The sequence below is a fragment of the Micromonospora sp. NBC_01739 genome (genome assembly GCF_035920385.1).
Lineage (GTDB): Bacteria > Actinomycetota > Actinomycetes > Mycobacteriales > Micromonosporaceae > Micromonospora.
This window is the reverse complement of sequence record NZ_CP109151.1, coordinates 4,653,611-4,667,516: the sequence shown is the minus strand read 5'-3', so window position 1 is coordinate 4,667,516 and position 13,906 is coordinate 4,653,611. Positions and strand designations below refer to the sequence as shown.

Genomic DNA, 13,906 nt, shown 5'->3' with positions numbered 1-13,906 from the left:
ACCGGTGGCGGGGATACGGTCGGGGCATGATCGAGCGCGTCGCCCGTCCCCGGGTCGGGCACATCCAGTTCCTCAACTGCCTACCGATCTACTGGGGCCTGATGCGCTCCGGCGCCCTGCTGGACGTCGATCTGTACAAGGACACCCCGGACCGGCTCAACGCCGCGCTCGTCGCCGGTGACCTGGACATCGGACCGATCTCCCTGGTGGAGTACCTGCGGCACGCGGACGAACTCCTGCTGCTGCCCGACCTGGCGGTCGGCAGCGACGGCCCGGTGCTGTCGGTCAACCTGGTCAGCACCCGTCCGCTCACCGAACTCGACGGGGCCCGGGTGGCGCTCGGCTCGACCTCGCGCACTGGTGTGCTGCTCGCCCAACTGCTGCTGCGCGAGCGGTACGGGGTGCAGCCCGAGTACTTCCGGTGCCCGCCCGATCTGACCCAGATGCTGCTGGAGGCGGACGCGGCGGTGCTGATCGGTGATGTGGCCCTGCGCGCCCTCTACGAGGCGCCGAGCCGGGGCCTGACGGTCACCGACCTGGGTCAGGCCTGGCGGGAGTGGACCGGCCTACCGATGGTCTTCGCCGTCTGGGCCGCCCGACGCGACTTCGCCGCCGCCCACCCCGGACTGGTCAAGGAGGTGCACGAGGCCTTCCTGCGCTCCCGTGACCTGTGCCTGGCCGAACTCGACCAGGTCGTCGAGTCCGCGGCCCGCTGGGAACCCTTCGACGCGGCCACCCTGGCCTCCTACTACCAGGCGCTGGACTTCTCCCTGGGCGATCGCCAGGTGGCCGGCCTCCGCGAGTTCGCCCGCCACGCCGCCGCCCTGGCCGAAGCCCCCGCCCTCCCCCCCACCGGCCCCACCTTCTTCACCCGCTAACCCCACCTCTCTCTCCCGCACCACCCCTCTCTCCTCCGCGATCTTGCACTTTTGGTCGCCGCATTCCGGACATAAGCTGTGAATCAGCGACCAAAAGTGCAAGATCGACGGGGAAAGGGGGTGCGGGCGCGGGAGGGTGGGGGCGGTGGGGTGGGTTAGAGGGTGGGGGTTTGGAGGGCCTTGGTGATTTTTTGGCAGTTGGCCATGCCGTATTCGTAGCCCTTGTCGATGTCGTAGCGGAGCATGACGCCCATCGTCCAGGTATCACCGATGGCCAGGCAGTTGACGTGGATTTCCTGCTCCTGCTCGCGGTCGACCCAACCGTTCTTGATGGCGATCTTCTTGGCCTCGGCGGTCGGGAACGCCTTGCGGATGCCGAAGTCCCCGGCACCGCGCACCAGTCGCATCTCGTTGAGCAGCCACTTGGTCCAGGTGGGGCCGGCGGCCCGGCCGTCGACGATGCAGTTGCCCAGCCGGGCCACGTCCCGGGGCGAGAGCTGGGTACGGCTCCACCCGCGGTCCTCGGAGACCTTGCTGTCGGTCAGGTCGCAGGTGGAGATCAGCCGCCGGATCGAGGCGGTGGTATCGATCTCTTCGTACACGGTCTGGGTGCGTACGTTGTCGCTGTCCCTGATGATCTTCGTGAGATCGGCCAGCTTCGCGTCGCTCGGGGTCTGCCCGGCGTCGGCGCTGAGGCGCAGGTAGTCGGCGACGATCCAGGACTTGATCAGGGACGCGGTGGTGCTGGTCTCGGCCATGTTGTCCGAGCCGATGATCTCGCCGGTGCGGCGGTCCAGCACGCTCCAGGCGTACCAGCCTTCGATCTTCAGGTTGAGGCTCTTCGCCTCGAAGGGCAGGGGCTCAGGCTCGGGGGAGGGGCTGGGAGACGGCGGGGCGGACCTGGTCTTGCGGTCGGTCAGATCCTTGCCCCGGTCCTCCGATGAGGCCGATCCCCACTCAGCGGCCGCAGTGGACTCGAAGGGCGAGCCGGGCAGCAGGCGCAGCGACACCAGGACCAGACCGATCAGGACGGCGGTGATGGCCGCGAGACGTAATCGCGTCGCCTCGCGGTGGCTGCGGCGACGGCTCCGGGGGGCCATCAGAGCTTGCCGATCGGCTGCTGGGGCACCTTGAGGGCGCCACCGGGCTGGGGGGTGACCAACTGCGCGGTCACGCTCGCGCAGACGTCGGAGCCGTAGTCGAGCCCTTGGCTGTGTGGGTAGCGAAGCATTACCGCGAGACTCCACTTCTCGGTGACTGCCAGGCAGTTGACGTGCCAGTTGCCGTCATAACTGAGCGGCGTCCAGCCGTTCTTGATGCTCAACGGGCCCTGGCTGAGGATGGACTCGGGGAGCCCATCGATAATTCCCCATCGGCCGCCGCCTGAACGTGCCCGCTGGTCCTTGTCGGCGGTGCTGCCGCGTACCTTGCTCATCTCGGCCATCAGCCACTCGGTCCACTTGGGTCCGGCGGCCTTGCCGTCGGCGATGCAGTCGCCGAGCCGGACGGCGTCCCGAGGGGACATCCGGGTGAAGCTCCACCAGCCCTCGTACCCGGGCACGTTGCCGCGCTTGGTGTCGGTGAGGCCGCAGATGCTGATCGCGCGCCTGACCACCGGGCCGGGCTTACCCCCGGCCGGCACCGCGTACGAGCCCCCGGCGGCCCGGTAGACGAGATTCGTAGCGTCGTCGTCGCTGTCCCGGATGGCCAGACTGGCCGCCTTCTTCAGGGCCGCCGTCGGCTCCTTGTCGCCCAGTTGGCGCAGGTAGTCGGCGACGATCCAGGCCTTGAGCATCGACTCGGTGGAACTGGTCGCGGCCAGGTTCTTGGAGCCGGAGATCTCGCCCGATTCACGATCCATCAGCGCCCAGGAGAAGAACTCGCCCTTGAAGTTCACCGAGACCTTGGCCGCCGCCAGGGTCGGGGGCGGCGGGGGCTCCGGGGTGGGCGCGGCGACGCTGGCCGGCGCCGACTCGCCGGTCCCGCCGGCGAGTCGGGCGTACGCGGTTGGTACCAACATGACGCCGCCGAGCAGCACTGCTGTGACGGCGAACACCATGGTCACGCGGGATCGCATGAGCGGGTGAACTCCAGATGTCAGGCCGGGGGGACCGGCTTGTTGCCAGGACTGATCGCGGTGGATCGCCTCCGGGCCGGGGGGACCTTGGCCCTGTTTCTGGTCGACGATCGCTGGAAGCCGATCGGTGTGACGTGCGAAGTCTACGTGCGGATCGGCGTCTTGCCAGGTTTTGACACCTGACAACGCGCTGTGCAGGCGGGATAACAAACCGTTGGAGGTCGGTTGCGAGGATTAATCGGCTAATTGTGAGTCAAGTCTCGTCTTCGGAGCGTCACCAATCCTGCTCATTGCGCTACGAGCGGCGGTTTCGCATTTCTATGACACCCTCTGGCGTCTTGAGCTGATAGCTGTAACACTTAGGGCATGTATGGCAATGACTTCCCGGGTGAGGACCCGCCCGGCGGCCTGCTCGGCGAGGTGGAGGCGGCGGAGGCGGACCTGCGGGCCGCCGCGGAGCGAGACCGGGGTGCCCCTGGTCAGGACGTCGACCTGGCCGCCTACTTCGCGGAGGTCATCGACGCCGACCAGAAGATCGAGCCGCGCGACTGGATGCCCGAGGCGTACCGGCGGACGTTGATCCGGCAGATCGCCCAGCACGCCCACTCCGAGATCATCGGGATGCAGCCCGAGGGCAACTGGATCAGCCGGGCCCCGTCGCTCAAGCGCAAGGCGATCCTGCTGGCCAAGGTCCAGGACGAGGCCGGCCACGGCCTGTACCTCTACGCCGCCGCGGAGACCCTGGGGATCAGTCGGGACGAGCTGGTCGACCTGCTGCTCGAAGGCCGGCAGAAGTACAGCTCGATCTTCAACTACCCCACCCTCACCTGGGCCGACGTCGGCGCCATCGGATGGCTGGTGGACGGCGCGGCGATCGTCAACCAGGTCCCGCTCTGCCGCTGCTCCTACGGCCCGTACGCCCGCGCCATGATCCGGGTCTGCAAGGAGGAGTCGTTCCACCAGCGCCAGGGCTACGAGATCCTGCACACCCTGGCCCACGGCACCCCGGCCCAGAAGGCGATGGCCCAGGACGCCCTGGACCGCTGGTGGTACCCCTCGCTGGCCATGTTCGGCCCGCCGGACGGCGACTCCACCCACTCCGCCCAGTCGATGGCCTGGAAGATCAAGCGCTTCTCCAACGACGAGCTGCGGCAGCGCTTCGTGGACATGTGCGTCGGCCAGGCCGAGGTGCTCGGGCTGACCATCCCCGACCCCGACCTGCGCTGGAACTCAGAACGCCAGGCGTACGACTTCACCCAGCCCGACTACGCCGAGCTGATGCGGGTCATCTCCGGCGACGGGCCGTGCAACCGGCAGCGGATGGAACACCGGCGTCGCGCCCACACCGAGGGCGCCTGGGTACGTGAGGCCGCCGCGGCGTACGCGGCCAAGCAGGCAAGCAAGGAGAAGGTCGCGGCATGAGCCAGCACATCACCCCCCTGTGGGAGGTCTTCGTACGGGCCCGGCGCGGGTTGGCGCACACCCACGTGGGCAGCCTGCACGCCCCCGACGCCGAGTTGGCCCTGCGCAACGCCCGTGATCTCTACACCCGCCGCCAGGAAGGGGTGTCCATCTGGGTGGTGCCGGCCGGCGCGATCACCGCCTCCAGCCCGGACGAGAAGGACGCCTTCTTCGACCCGGCGGCCGACAAGGTCTACCGCCACCCCACCTTCTACGAGGTGCCGGAAGGGGTGGCCCACCTGTGAGCGCGAGGAGTGAGCCGGTTCTGCGAGCCCCGCAGTCGCGAACGGAGGCGGGTGCTGTGAACGGTCCGTTCGATTTCACCCTCGCCCTCGGTGACGATGCGCTGATCGCGGCGCAGCGGCTGGCCGAGTGGACCACCCGGGCGCCGGAGATGGAAGAGGACATCGCGCTGGCCAACATCGCCCTGGATCAGCTCGGTGCGGCCCGGCTGCTGCTGTCGTACGCGGGTGAGCTGGAGGGCGCCGGACGGGACGAGGACGCCTTGGCGTACCTGCGCGACGACCGGGAGTTCCGCAACTGCCTGCTGGTCGAGCTGCCCAACGGCGACTTCGCGATGACCATGGCGAAGCTGCTCGTCCTGTCGGCGTACCAACTGCCGCTCTACACCGCTCTGGCGGGCTGCGCCGACGAGCGGTTGGCCGCCATCGGAGGCAAGGCCCGCAAGGAGTCCGCGTACCACCTGGACCACGCCGCCCTCTGGGTACGGCGACTGGGCGACGGCACCGAGGAGTCGCACCGGCGGATGCAGGCCGGCATCGACGAGGTCTGGCCGTACGTCCCGGAGTTGTTCGCCGCCCAGCCGCAGGCCCCGGTCGACCCGGCCACCCTGCGGGCCGAGTTCGACACGACGGTCTCGACCGTGCTCGCGGAGGCGACCCTCACCGCGCCGGAGCCCGGCTGGGCACCGGCCGGTGGACGCGAGGGCCTGCACACCGAGCACCTGTCGTACCTGCTTGCCGAGATGCAGGTGCTGCATCGGGCCCACCCCGGCGCCCGCTGGTGAAGGCCCGGGACCCCAGGTGGCGACGGTGAACTTCGCGTACGAGGCCGCGGCCGCGGTGGTGGACCCGGAGATCCGGGTGGTCACCATCGCCGACCTCGGCATCCTGCGCGCGGTGGAAGTGGCGCCGGATACCGGCCGGGTGGTGGTGACCATCACCCCGACCTACACCGGCTGTCCGGCGATGGACGTCATCCGCGCGGACATCCGCCGGGCCCTGGCCGCGGCCGGTCACCCCGATGCCGAGGTACGCACGGTGCACAGCCCCGCCTGGAGCACCGACTGGATCACCGACGCCGGGCGGGCCAAGCTGGCCGCCGCCGGCATCGCCCCACCGGCCCCGGTCCGCCGCGACGGGGTCGTCCCGTTGACCCTGGCCGTGCGCTGCCCGCGTTGCGGGTCCCTGGAGACCGAGCAGCTAAGCCGGTTCGGCTCCACCGCCTGCAAGTCACTCTGGCGCTGCCGCGCCTGCTCCGAACCGTTCGACCATGTGAAGGCACTGTGACTGTCACCATCACCCGCCCGGTCCGCCGTCGCCCGGTGTTCCACCCGCTGCCCGTCATCGCCGTGGACCGGCTCACCGCCGACGCCGTCGCGGTCACCTTCGAGGTGCCGCAGGAGCTGCGCGAGACCTTCGCCTTCCGCGCCGGTCAGCACCTGACGGTACGCCTACCTGCCGCGCAGCCGGAGAGCGAGGACGTGCGCCGCTCGTACTCGATCTGCTCCACCCCGCAGGAGTTGGCCCGGCACGGGCGGCTGCGCATCGGGGTGCGGGAGATCCCCGGCGGGGCCTTCTCGTCGTACGCCTGCGGGGTTCTGCGCAGCGGCGACACCGTGGAGGTGCTGCCCCCGCTGGGCCACTTCACCACGGCCTTCGCGCCGGACCGGGTGCGTCGCTACGGCGCGGTGGTCGCCGGCTCCGGCATCACCCCGGTGCTGTCGCTGATCGCCACGGCCCTGGCCGTCGAGGCGGCCAGCACCTTCACCCTGGTGTACGGCAACCGGACGGCCAACAGCGTGATGTTCGCCGAGGAGTTGGCCGACCTCAAGGACCGCTACCCGACCCGACTGCACCTGGTGCATGTGCTCTCCCGGGAGCAGGGCGAGTCCGCGCTGCTGTCCGGGCGGGTGGACGCCGAGCGGCTGGGTCGCCTGCTGGACACCATCGTCCCCGGGGACCTGATCGAGGAATGGTTCCTCTGCGGCCCGTACGGCCTGGTGGTGGACGCTCGTGAGGTGCTGGCCGGGCGGGGTGTGCCGGAGTCGGCAGTGCACACCGAGCTGTTCCATGTCGACGCCGCACCCGAGCCCCTGCGCCGACCCGAGGACTCCTCCGGCGGCACGGAGGTGACCATCATGCTCGACGGCCGTTCGTCGAGCTTCACCATGCGCCGCGACGAGCGGGTGCTGGACGCCGCGCTGAAGGTCCGCGGCGAACTGCCGTACGCCTGCAAGGGTGGGGTCTGCTCGACCTGCCGGGCGAAGGTGGTCTCCGGCGAGGTGGAGATGGCCCGCAACTACGCCCTGGAGCCCGACGAGGTGGCCGCCGGGTACGTGCTGACCTGCCAGTCCAGCCCACGCACGGACACCCTGACCGTCGACTACGACTCCTAGATCACCAGCCGCCAACTGAACCGGGGGCAATAACGCCCTACCAAGAAGTCGACCGGCGGACGATGTCGGATACCCGACTCGCCCATGGTCGAGATATGAAATCCCAGGTGAGAGCGCCGACATTCATGTCGGCGCTCTTCGTTGTCTGCAAAGTCTGACGGTATGGCTGCCGGCTATGAGACCAGCGCCTGATACCTGGCATCGATGCCTCTGGCTATCCTCTGCAGTCAACCATAGTTGCCGCGCCTTTGAACCAGAAACCCCAAATCTTCGTAGTGATTGAGGTGGCCGTGACCCTCAGCGAGAAGGCGGTCAGCAGAGAGGCCGGTCGACTAGCGCCGCGCGACGGAGACCGAGGGCCACGACCGACAACCTTCCGCCTGCGCAGCCTTGGCCGCCACCTCGCCGCACTCGGCCCGTTTGCTCTGTTCTTCGGCACGTACAGTCTGCTCCTCGATCATTTGCCGGATCACTGGTTCGAAGCGGAGTGGTTGCGCATTCTGTTCGCCGTCCTGACTGGCCTCTGCGTCGGGATGGCGTTGCGCTGGTTCGTCCAGACCCCCTTCATGTCACGGGTCCTGACGCCGCCGAACGCGGTGACAGCCACGGCGCCTGCTCTGCGTCGGCAGAAATCAGGTGCGGTGCCCTCGGCCAGGCAGATCTTCGACGGGACCCGCGACCGACTGCTCTCCGATCTTCGGACCAGCGCCGGCAGCGAGGGGCGGGAGCTGTACGGCTGGTCGCAGTTCATCGGGGACAAGGTCCCGCCGAGTGCGATCGGCACCTCCTATGGCCTGCGAATTGCTCTCACCCTCGACATTCAGGACGCTCGGCTTGATCGACGGAAGCTGGTGGAGAATATCGTCGCTCTCCAGCGTCCCGCAGGTGGCTGGGTGGCGCGCTCTCAGCGCGACGTAGCCCGGCCGGAGGTTACGTCGTGGGTCTTGACTGCTCTCGTGCGAGCCGGCCTCGACCCGGCCTTCCGGACCGAAATCGTCGGTCAACTGGAACGGATGATGTCGGCCGACGTGGACCCAGTCGGCTGGGAAAGCGTCTCGGTGCTGTCCTCGGCCATCGCGGCGCTCGCCGAGGTGCAGCCGCAGTCAGCCAAGCTGGGCGAACTCGTCTCCCATCTGCTGGACGGGGCGATGCCGCAGGATGCGGGGAACGGATCGGTTCGGCTGGGTTGGGGCCGTACCGTCAGACGGGGAGAGTGGCTCTCCGTGCCGCACACCGCTCGTGCCGTTGTGGCCCTGCACAAGGCCTCTCAGGTCCTGAAACAAGGGGTCGGCCAACTCAACGACGCGGTCGACGCCGGCATCGAGTGTCTCAGCCATAACCCGGACCTGAGTCTCGGGGATGAACAGTTGCGCAGGCGGGTCGGAGACGCGTCGGACACCATCATGATCGGCCATTTCACTCCGGCCTGGGTGGCCCGTGCACTCATGTGCCGGAACACACCAGCCCGGCTGCCGCAGCTCCGCCAGGCGGTGCGCGAGGTGCTAGCCCATCAGGAGAATGGAGTGTGGAAGTGGAAAGATCGCATGGAGCCTACCTGGATGACGTATCAAGGGGTCCTGGTCATACGGGATTACTCGATGCTGAACCACCCTTGGCCCGCCTGAGTGGGCAGATCAGGATCGGAAGCTGGAACGTTCGAGAGGGATTGCCGTATCCGTCGGAAGATCCGGCCACCCGCCCACAGGCACTCGACGAACTTGTCGGTTTGATCAGGGAAAAATCGATCGATGTCTTGGCGCTGCAGGAAGTCGATTTCTCATTCGATGGTGAATCGGCGGTTTTGGCAGCGATTCTCGGCCGGACCGAATTGCAGTACGCCGCGACGCTTCCGCTCTCCGACTCCTCCTTCGAGGCTGGTCGCCAGGCAGGAGTAGCCGTGGTCAGTCGTTACCCGATGGCTGGCATAGAAAGCTTCCTGCTCCCTAATCCTGGACTGTGGACGGAGCGTGGAGCGCGCCGACTAAGTTTACACGACAAGGGGGCGGTGGTCTGCAGCATCGACTTCGGCCTGACCGAACTCAAGGTCGCCTCCCTGCATTCGTTTCCTTTCCATCGGTTCGGCCGGGATGCAAGAGATCCCGCATTTGCCGATGTTTGGAACACTATTTCCTCGAAGCTGCCCCGGTGGCCGGGAAGCCAATTGATTATCTGCGGCGATTTCAACACGGAGGAGCGTGCGTTGTTGCTCGATGCTTTCTCTTCGTCAATGGTGAGAGCATTTGATGGGCGTCCGACGCACTTCGGCAAGGAAATCGACGACATAGTCTTCTCCGCAAGCCTTGGAGTCGCGGCTAGCCCTCGGCTGGTTTCCAACTTCTCCGATCACGACCTGTGTCTGGTGGACTTGCATTCGAGGTGGTGAGGTGTGGTTTCGCTCGGCGCTGCGCATGACCTGATGTCGGAAGTTGAGCACACGTTCCATGCTGCTCTGCTCGACGAGTCGGATGCGCCCGGTCATGAGGAGACCGAACGTCTGCTGCGCGAACTCGGTCGCCCTGAACCACTTCGTGCTTTCCTGGTGAGCTTGACCCGTGAGCGGATGGTGTCCGCTGAGTTCGCCTGGTCCGCCCACCGGCATGCCCTCGGGTTCGACAAGTTCGTGCTCTTGGACTTCGGCTCACTGGGTCAGCTGCGGATGCACGTGTGGTGGCCTGGTCAGGGGCGCGTACGCGAACACGTCCATAACCACCGCTTCCACTTCTCCTCCGTGGTGGTCGGGGGCAGCCTGCGATGTCGCTACTACCGCTCGGTGCCGGGTGGGCGGCGCTACGCCCATCTGCGGGAATGCAGTCGACCCCACGACGCGGGCTGGAGCTTTCAGCGACAGGGGGTTGTTGAGGTCGCCGAGACCCTCTCCGTCGACTTCGCCGCGGGCTCCTCCTACTCGATGCCGGCTGATCTGTGGCATCGAGTAGACGCAAGCACCATGATGACGGTCACCCTGATGCTGCAACGGCAGTGTGTGCGGGACTGGTCATCGGTGCTCATTGGTGATGACGAGGTGGCACCGACCCAGTTGCCGCGCCGGATGTTCACCGCTGCCGAGATGCAGGAGCGCATGAGCACTCTCATCGACTATCTGGGTGGGCAGGGCGGAGTGCCCTGACGGCGAAGCGGGGCCGGAAAGTGGTCGAAGGGCGGCAGCTTTGGTGATCATTCTGGCCGCCCGGCTGGCTGTGGGACTCGCCGCACGCGCACCCCGTCGTGCCCGTCTCGCGTAGGGGAGACGTACGCTCGAAGGCGTGATGGAGAGCCGGGAGATCGACGACATCCTGCAGCGTGGCGCGGACGGCGGGCGGATCACGCCCGAGGAGGCCCTGCTGCTCTACACCGATGCGCCCTTCCACGCCCTCGGTGAGGCGGCGGACGCGGTTCGGCGGCGGCGTTACCCGGACAACATCGTCACGTACCTGATCGACCGCAACATCAACTACACGAACGTCTGCGTGACGGCGTGCAAGTTCTGTGCCTTCTACCGGGCTCCGAAGCACAAGGAAGGGTGGACCCACCCGACCGAGGAGATCCTGCGGCGCTGCGGCGAGGCGGTCGAGCTGGGCGCCACCCAGGTCATGCTCCAGGGCGGTCACCACCCGGACTACGGGGTGGAGTACTACGAGGAGTTGTTCTCCTCGGTCAAGAAGGCGTACCCGCAGCTGGCCATCCACTCGATCGGGCCGAGCGAGATTCTGCACATGGCCAAGGTGTCCGGGGTGAGCCTGGATGAGGCCATCGCCCGGATCAAGGCGGCCGGGTTGGACTCCATCGCCGGGGCCGGCGCCGAGATGCTGCCCGCGCGGCCCCGCAAGGCGATCGCCCCGCTGAAGGAGTCGGGCGAGCGCTGGCTGGAGGTCATGGAGCTGGCCCACCGGCAGGGGGTCGAGTCGACCGCGACGATGATGATGGGCACCGGCGAGACCGCCGCGGAGCGGATCGAGCACCTGCGGATGATCCGCGACGTGCAGGACCGCACCCAGGGCTTCCGGGCCTTCATCCCGTGGACGTACCAGCCGGAGAACAACCACCTGAAGGGTCGTACCCAGGCCACCACCCTGGAGTATCTGCGCCTGGTGGCGGTGGCCCGGCTGTTCTTCGAGACCGTGCCGCACCTGCAGGCCTCCTGGCTGACCACCGGCAAGGATGTCGGCCAGCTCGCCCTGCACATGGGGGTGGACGACCTCGGGTCGATCATGCTGGAGGAGAACGTCATCTCCTCGGCGGGGGCCCGGCACCGGTCCAACCTGCATGAGCTGATCGGGATGATCCGTTCCGCCGATCGGATTCCGGCCCAGCGGGACACCCTCTACAACCGGCTGGCCGTGCACCGGACGCCGGCGGACGATCCGACCGATGAGCGGGTGGTGTCCCACTTCTCCTCGATCGCGTTGCCGGGGGGCGGGGCCGGTCGTTCGCTGCCGCTGGTCGAGGCGAACTGACCCCTGCGCCCCAGGCAACCGTGACGGTCCGTGATGCGGCCGGCCAGCGGAACAGCGTGATGCGGCCTGATCGGCCGAACAGCCCAGTCGCATCGGCTGTCCGGCTGGTCGCCTGCTGCCGGGACGGACGGGCTGCGGATACCGTCGGGCGAGCACGGTCATCAATTCGGTCGACCCTTAAATAAAGATTAGTTGACCAGTTCCGCTGTGGTGGCGTTGCGGGGTGGCGCGGGTGATCGAGGACCGCTAACGTCCCCGCCCGTACATTCCCATACCTCACTGGGGAGACCAGTTGATGATCTTCCGTGCCCGCCGCGCCGCGAGTCTCGCTGCGGCCGCATTGCTCGCCGCTGGTGCTGTCACCGCGTTCGGTGTGCCGGCCCACGCGGCCGGCACCGAGACGGATCTGGCGGTCACCGCCGCCGGCACCCGGATGACCGAGGGCGTCGAGGGCAAGTACGGCTGGATCAAGATCGCAAACCAGGGCGAGGGCACCCCGGGCAAGGTGCTCGTCAAGGTCGACGTGTCCAAGATGGACGACGAGAAGATGATGCTGGTTCCGCTCTCCTTTGGTGAGTGCGAGGTCATCGGCGAGTCGAAGCCCGAACTGTTCACCTGCGAGCTGGCCAAGGAAGAGATTCCCGGTCCGGGTGAGACCTCCGAGGTGTCGATCGTCCTGTTCAAGATGGACGAGAAGGTCACCGGGCCGCTGACCGCGCCGGTGACGATCAGCATCGAGTCCGATGACGACACCGATGACAGCAACAACAGCATCGACGTCGATGTCGAGTTGACCCCGGAAAGCGGCGTCGACCTCGGGGTGTTCGTGCCGGATGTGAAGACCCGCTTCGACTTCGACAGTGGCAAGGAGAAGGGTCCGCTGCGCCCCGGCGACACGGCCCTGGTCTACAGCCAGGTCATCAACCAGGGTGACCGGGTCGCCGAGGGTCTCAAGCTGACCTTCCAGTTGCCGAAGGGCGCGAAGTTCGAGCCGATCGAGGGCTGCGAGATCGGCGACGACAGGCGCACCGTGATCTGCCAGGACAAGAACTTCCTGCTCGAACCCAACCTGCTCATCGAGGCTGAGCTGGCGATCACGGTGGATGGGGACCTTGAGGCACCGATCACCCTGAAGGGCGGCTCGCTGGAGGCCACCGCGTTCGGTGCGCTGCCGGTCGACTCGCCGGCGATCCACCGGAAGGCCGCCAAGCCGGCCTTCGCCAAGGCCAAGGTGCGGCAGGCCGAGGAGTCCGACTTCGCCGACCTGGACCCGTCCGACAACACCGACGACTTCGCGGTGATCCTCGCCGCGCCGAACGGTGGCGGCGGCGGTGGCCTGCCGGTCACCGGTGTGCAGGCCGGTCTGATCGGTGGTGTCGGTGCGGCCGTGGTGGTCGCCGGTGCCGTGCTGTTCCTGTTGGCTCGCCGTCGCCGGGTGGTCCTGGTGACCCCGGGTGACGAGAAGACGACCGCCTGAGGTTCGTCCTCTATCGGCCCGTACGGGCCGTTCACATAACGCAAGGCAGTCAGGGCGAGATGGGTGACCATCTCGCCCTGACTGTGTCCGCAGGACGGTCGGCCGGGCCGTCCGGACGGCTGCCGGGTGGTGAAGATCGCCCCGGGGCAGGCGACCCTGCCCGCGCTCAGGCACCGGTCGGGCTGGCAGAGTGGAGGGGTGAGTCGTACCCCGCAGGGCCAGCGAGCCAGCCTGGACAAGCAGCCGCACGAGGTCGCCGCGATGTTCGACGGCGTGGCGGCCCGCTATGACCTGACCAACACCGTCCTCTCCTTCGGGCAGGACCGGTTCTGGCGGCGGGCCACCCGGTCCGCGCTGGAACTGCGCCCCGGTGACCGGGTGCTGGACGTGGGCGCGGGCACCGGGGTGTCCACGGAGGAACTGGCCCACTCCGGGGCGTACGCCGTCGGCGCCGACCTGTCGCTCGGCATGCTGTACGCCGGCAAGCGCACCCGACCCCAGGTGCCGCTGCTGGCCGGAGACGCGCTGCGGTTGCCGTTCGCGGACGCCAGTTTCGATGCGGTGACCATCTCCTTCGCCCTGCGCAACGTCAACGACACCGACGCTGCGCTCCGCGAACTGGCGCGGGTCACCCGGCCGGGTGGCCGGCTGGTGGTCTGCGAGTTCAGCACCCCGGTCAACCCGGCCTTCCGGACGGTCTACCTGTCGTACCTGATGCGTTCCCTGCCCGCGGTGGCCCGGACGGTCTCCAGCAACCCGGACGCGTACGTCTACCTGGCCGAGTCGATCCGGGCCTGGCCGGATCAGGCGGCCCTGGCGGCCCGGGTGCAGGCGGCCGGCTGGGGTCGGGTGGCCTGGCGCAACCTGACCGGGGGTGTGGTGGCCCTGCACCGGGGAATCCGCCAGTAATTGCCGACATTC

Annotated in this window: 14 protein-coding genes; 12 read left to right on the top strand and 2 right to left on the bottom strand. The window is 67.9% G+C overall.

All coding sequences use genetic code 11. From position 1 onward, the window contains the following. Positions 1 to 26 precede the first annotated feature (26 nt). On the top strand, positions 27 to 878 hold the full coding sequence (locus OIE53_RS21085) for a menaquinone biosynthetic enzyme MqnA/MqnD family protein (protein ID WP_327023246.1): 852 nt from the start codon (positions 27 to 29) through the stop codon (positions 876 to 878). A 155-nt stretch (positions 879 to 1,033) separates the two neighbouring features. Here OIE53_RS21085 and OIE53_RS21080 read toward each other — a convergent pair whose 3' ends face one another. Continuing rightward, complete coding sequence (locus tag OIE53_RS21080; RefSeq protein ID WP_327023245.1) at positions 1,034 to 1,978, bottom strand: hypothetical protein; 945 nt, start codon at positions 1,976 to 1,978, stop codon at positions 1,034 to 1,036. Beyond that, a complete protein-coding gene (locus OIE53_RS21075) occupies positions 1,978 to 2,955 on the bottom strand; it encodes a hypothetical protein (protein ID WP_327023244.1) in 978 nt (325 codons plus the stop codon). Before OIE53_RS21075 ends, OIE53_RS21080 begins: the two co-directional genes overlap by 1 nt. 366 nt (positions 2,956 to 3,321) lie before the next feature. Here OIE53_RS21075 and paaA point away from each other — a divergent pair, with 366 nt between their 5' ends. From paaA to OIE53_RS21020, 11 genes are all read left to right on the top strand, one after another. After that, positions 3,322 to 4,377 carry a 1,2-phenylacetyl-CoA epoxidase subunit PaaA gene (gene paaA / locus OIE53_RS21070; protein WP_327023243.1) on the top strand — a complete coding sequence of 352 codons (1,056 nt, stop codon included), beginning with the start codon at positions 3,322 to 3,324 and terminating at the stop codon, positions 4,375 to 4,377. Then, positions 4,374 to 4,661, top strand: a complete 288-nt coding sequence (gene paaB, locus OIE53_RS21065) for a 1,2-phenylacetyl-CoA epoxidase subunit PaaB (protein WP_327023242.1) — start codon at positions 4,374 to 4,376, stop codon at positions 4,659 to 4,661. The genes paaA and paaB overlap by 4 nt, the downstream gene beginning before the upstream one ends. 56 nt (positions 4,662 to 4,717) lie before the next feature. Beyond that, complete coding sequence (gene paaC, locus OIE53_RS21060; RefSeq protein WP_327023241.1) at positions 4,718 to 5,443, top strand: 1,2-phenylacetyl-CoA epoxidase subunit PaaC; 726 nt, start codon at positions 4,718 to 4,720, stop codon at positions 5,441 to 5,443. A 25-nt stretch (positions 5,444 to 5,468) separates the two neighbouring features. Then, positions 5,469 to 5,945, top strand: coding sequence for a 1,2-phenylacetyl-CoA epoxidase subunit PaaD (gene paaD, locus OIE53_RS21055; protein ID WP_327023240.1), 477 nt, complete (start codon positions 5,469 to 5,471; stop codon positions 5,943 to 5,945). Next, on the top strand, positions 5,942 to 7,054 hold the full coding sequence (gene paaE / locus OIE53_RS21050) for a 1,2-phenylacetyl-CoA epoxidase subunit PaaE (protein WP_327023239.1): 1,113 nt from the start codon (positions 5,942 to 5,944) through the stop codon (positions 7,052 to 7,054). Before paaD ends, paaE begins: the two co-directional genes overlap by 4 nt. Positions 7,055 to 7,344: 290 nt before the next feature. Then, positions 7,345 to 8,679, top strand: a complete 1,335-nt coding sequence (locus OIE53_RS21045; RefSeq protein WP_327023238.1) for a hypothetical protein — start codon at positions 7,345 to 7,347, stop codon at positions 8,677 to 8,679. Next, entirely contained in the window at positions 8,667 to 9,437 is a 771-nt protein-coding gene (locus OIE53_RS21040) for an endonuclease/exonuclease/phosphatase family protein (protein ID WP_327023237.1), read from the top strand. Before OIE53_RS21045 ends, OIE53_RS21040 begins: the two co-directional genes overlap by 13 nt. Positions 9,438 to 9,440: 3 nt before the next feature. Next, positions 9,441 to 10,181, top strand: a complete 741-nt coding sequence (locus OIE53_RS21035) for a hypothetical protein (protein ID WP_327023236.1) — start codon at positions 9,441 to 9,443, stop codon at positions 10,179 to 10,181. A 136-nt stretch (positions 10,182 to 10,317) separates the two neighbouring features. Beyond that, a complete protein-coding gene (gene mqnC / locus OIE53_RS21030) occupies positions 10,318 to 11,508 on the top strand; it encodes a cyclic dehypoxanthinyl futalosine synthase (protein ID WP_327023235.1) in 1,191 nt (396 codons plus the stop codon). 292 nt (positions 11,509 to 11,800) lie between these two features. Next, complete coding sequence (locus OIE53_RS21025; protein ID WP_327023234.1) at positions 11,801 to 12,985, top strand: hypothetical protein; 1,185 nt, start codon at positions 11,801 to 11,803, stop codon at positions 12,983 to 12,985. A 198-nt stretch (positions 12,986 to 13,183) separates the two neighbouring features. After that, complete coding sequence (locus OIE53_RS21020; RefSeq protein WP_327023233.1) at positions 13,184 to 13,894, top strand: demethylmenaquinone methyltransferase; 711 nt, start codon at positions 13,184 to 13,186, stop codon at positions 13,892 to 13,894. Positions 13,895 to 13,906: the final 12 nt, after the last annotated feature.

What these genes read in the sequence shown, in the direction of transcription:
- OIE53_RS21080 (WP_327023245.1), bottom strand. Translation starts at nt 1,978, where the DNA reads ATGGCCCCCCGGAGCCGTCGCCGCAGCCACCGCGAGGCGACGCGATTA.
- paaA (WP_327023243.1), top strand. Translation starts at nt 3,322, where the DNA reads ATGTATGGCAATGACTTCCCGGGTGAGGACCCGCCCGGCGGCCTGCTC.
- OIE53_RS21075 (WP_327023244.1), bottom strand. Translation starts at nt 2,955, where the DNA reads ATGCGATCCCGCGTGACCATGGTGTTCGCCGTCACAGCAGTGCTGCTC.
- OIE53_RS21085 (WP_327023246.1), top strand. Translation starts at nt 27, where the DNA reads ATGATCGAGCGCGTCGCCCGTCCCCGGGTCGGGCACATCCAGTTCCTC.
- paaB (WP_327023242.1), top strand. Translation starts at nt 4,374, where the DNA reads ATGAGCCAGCACATCACCCCCCTGTGGGAGGTCTTCGTACGGGCCCGG.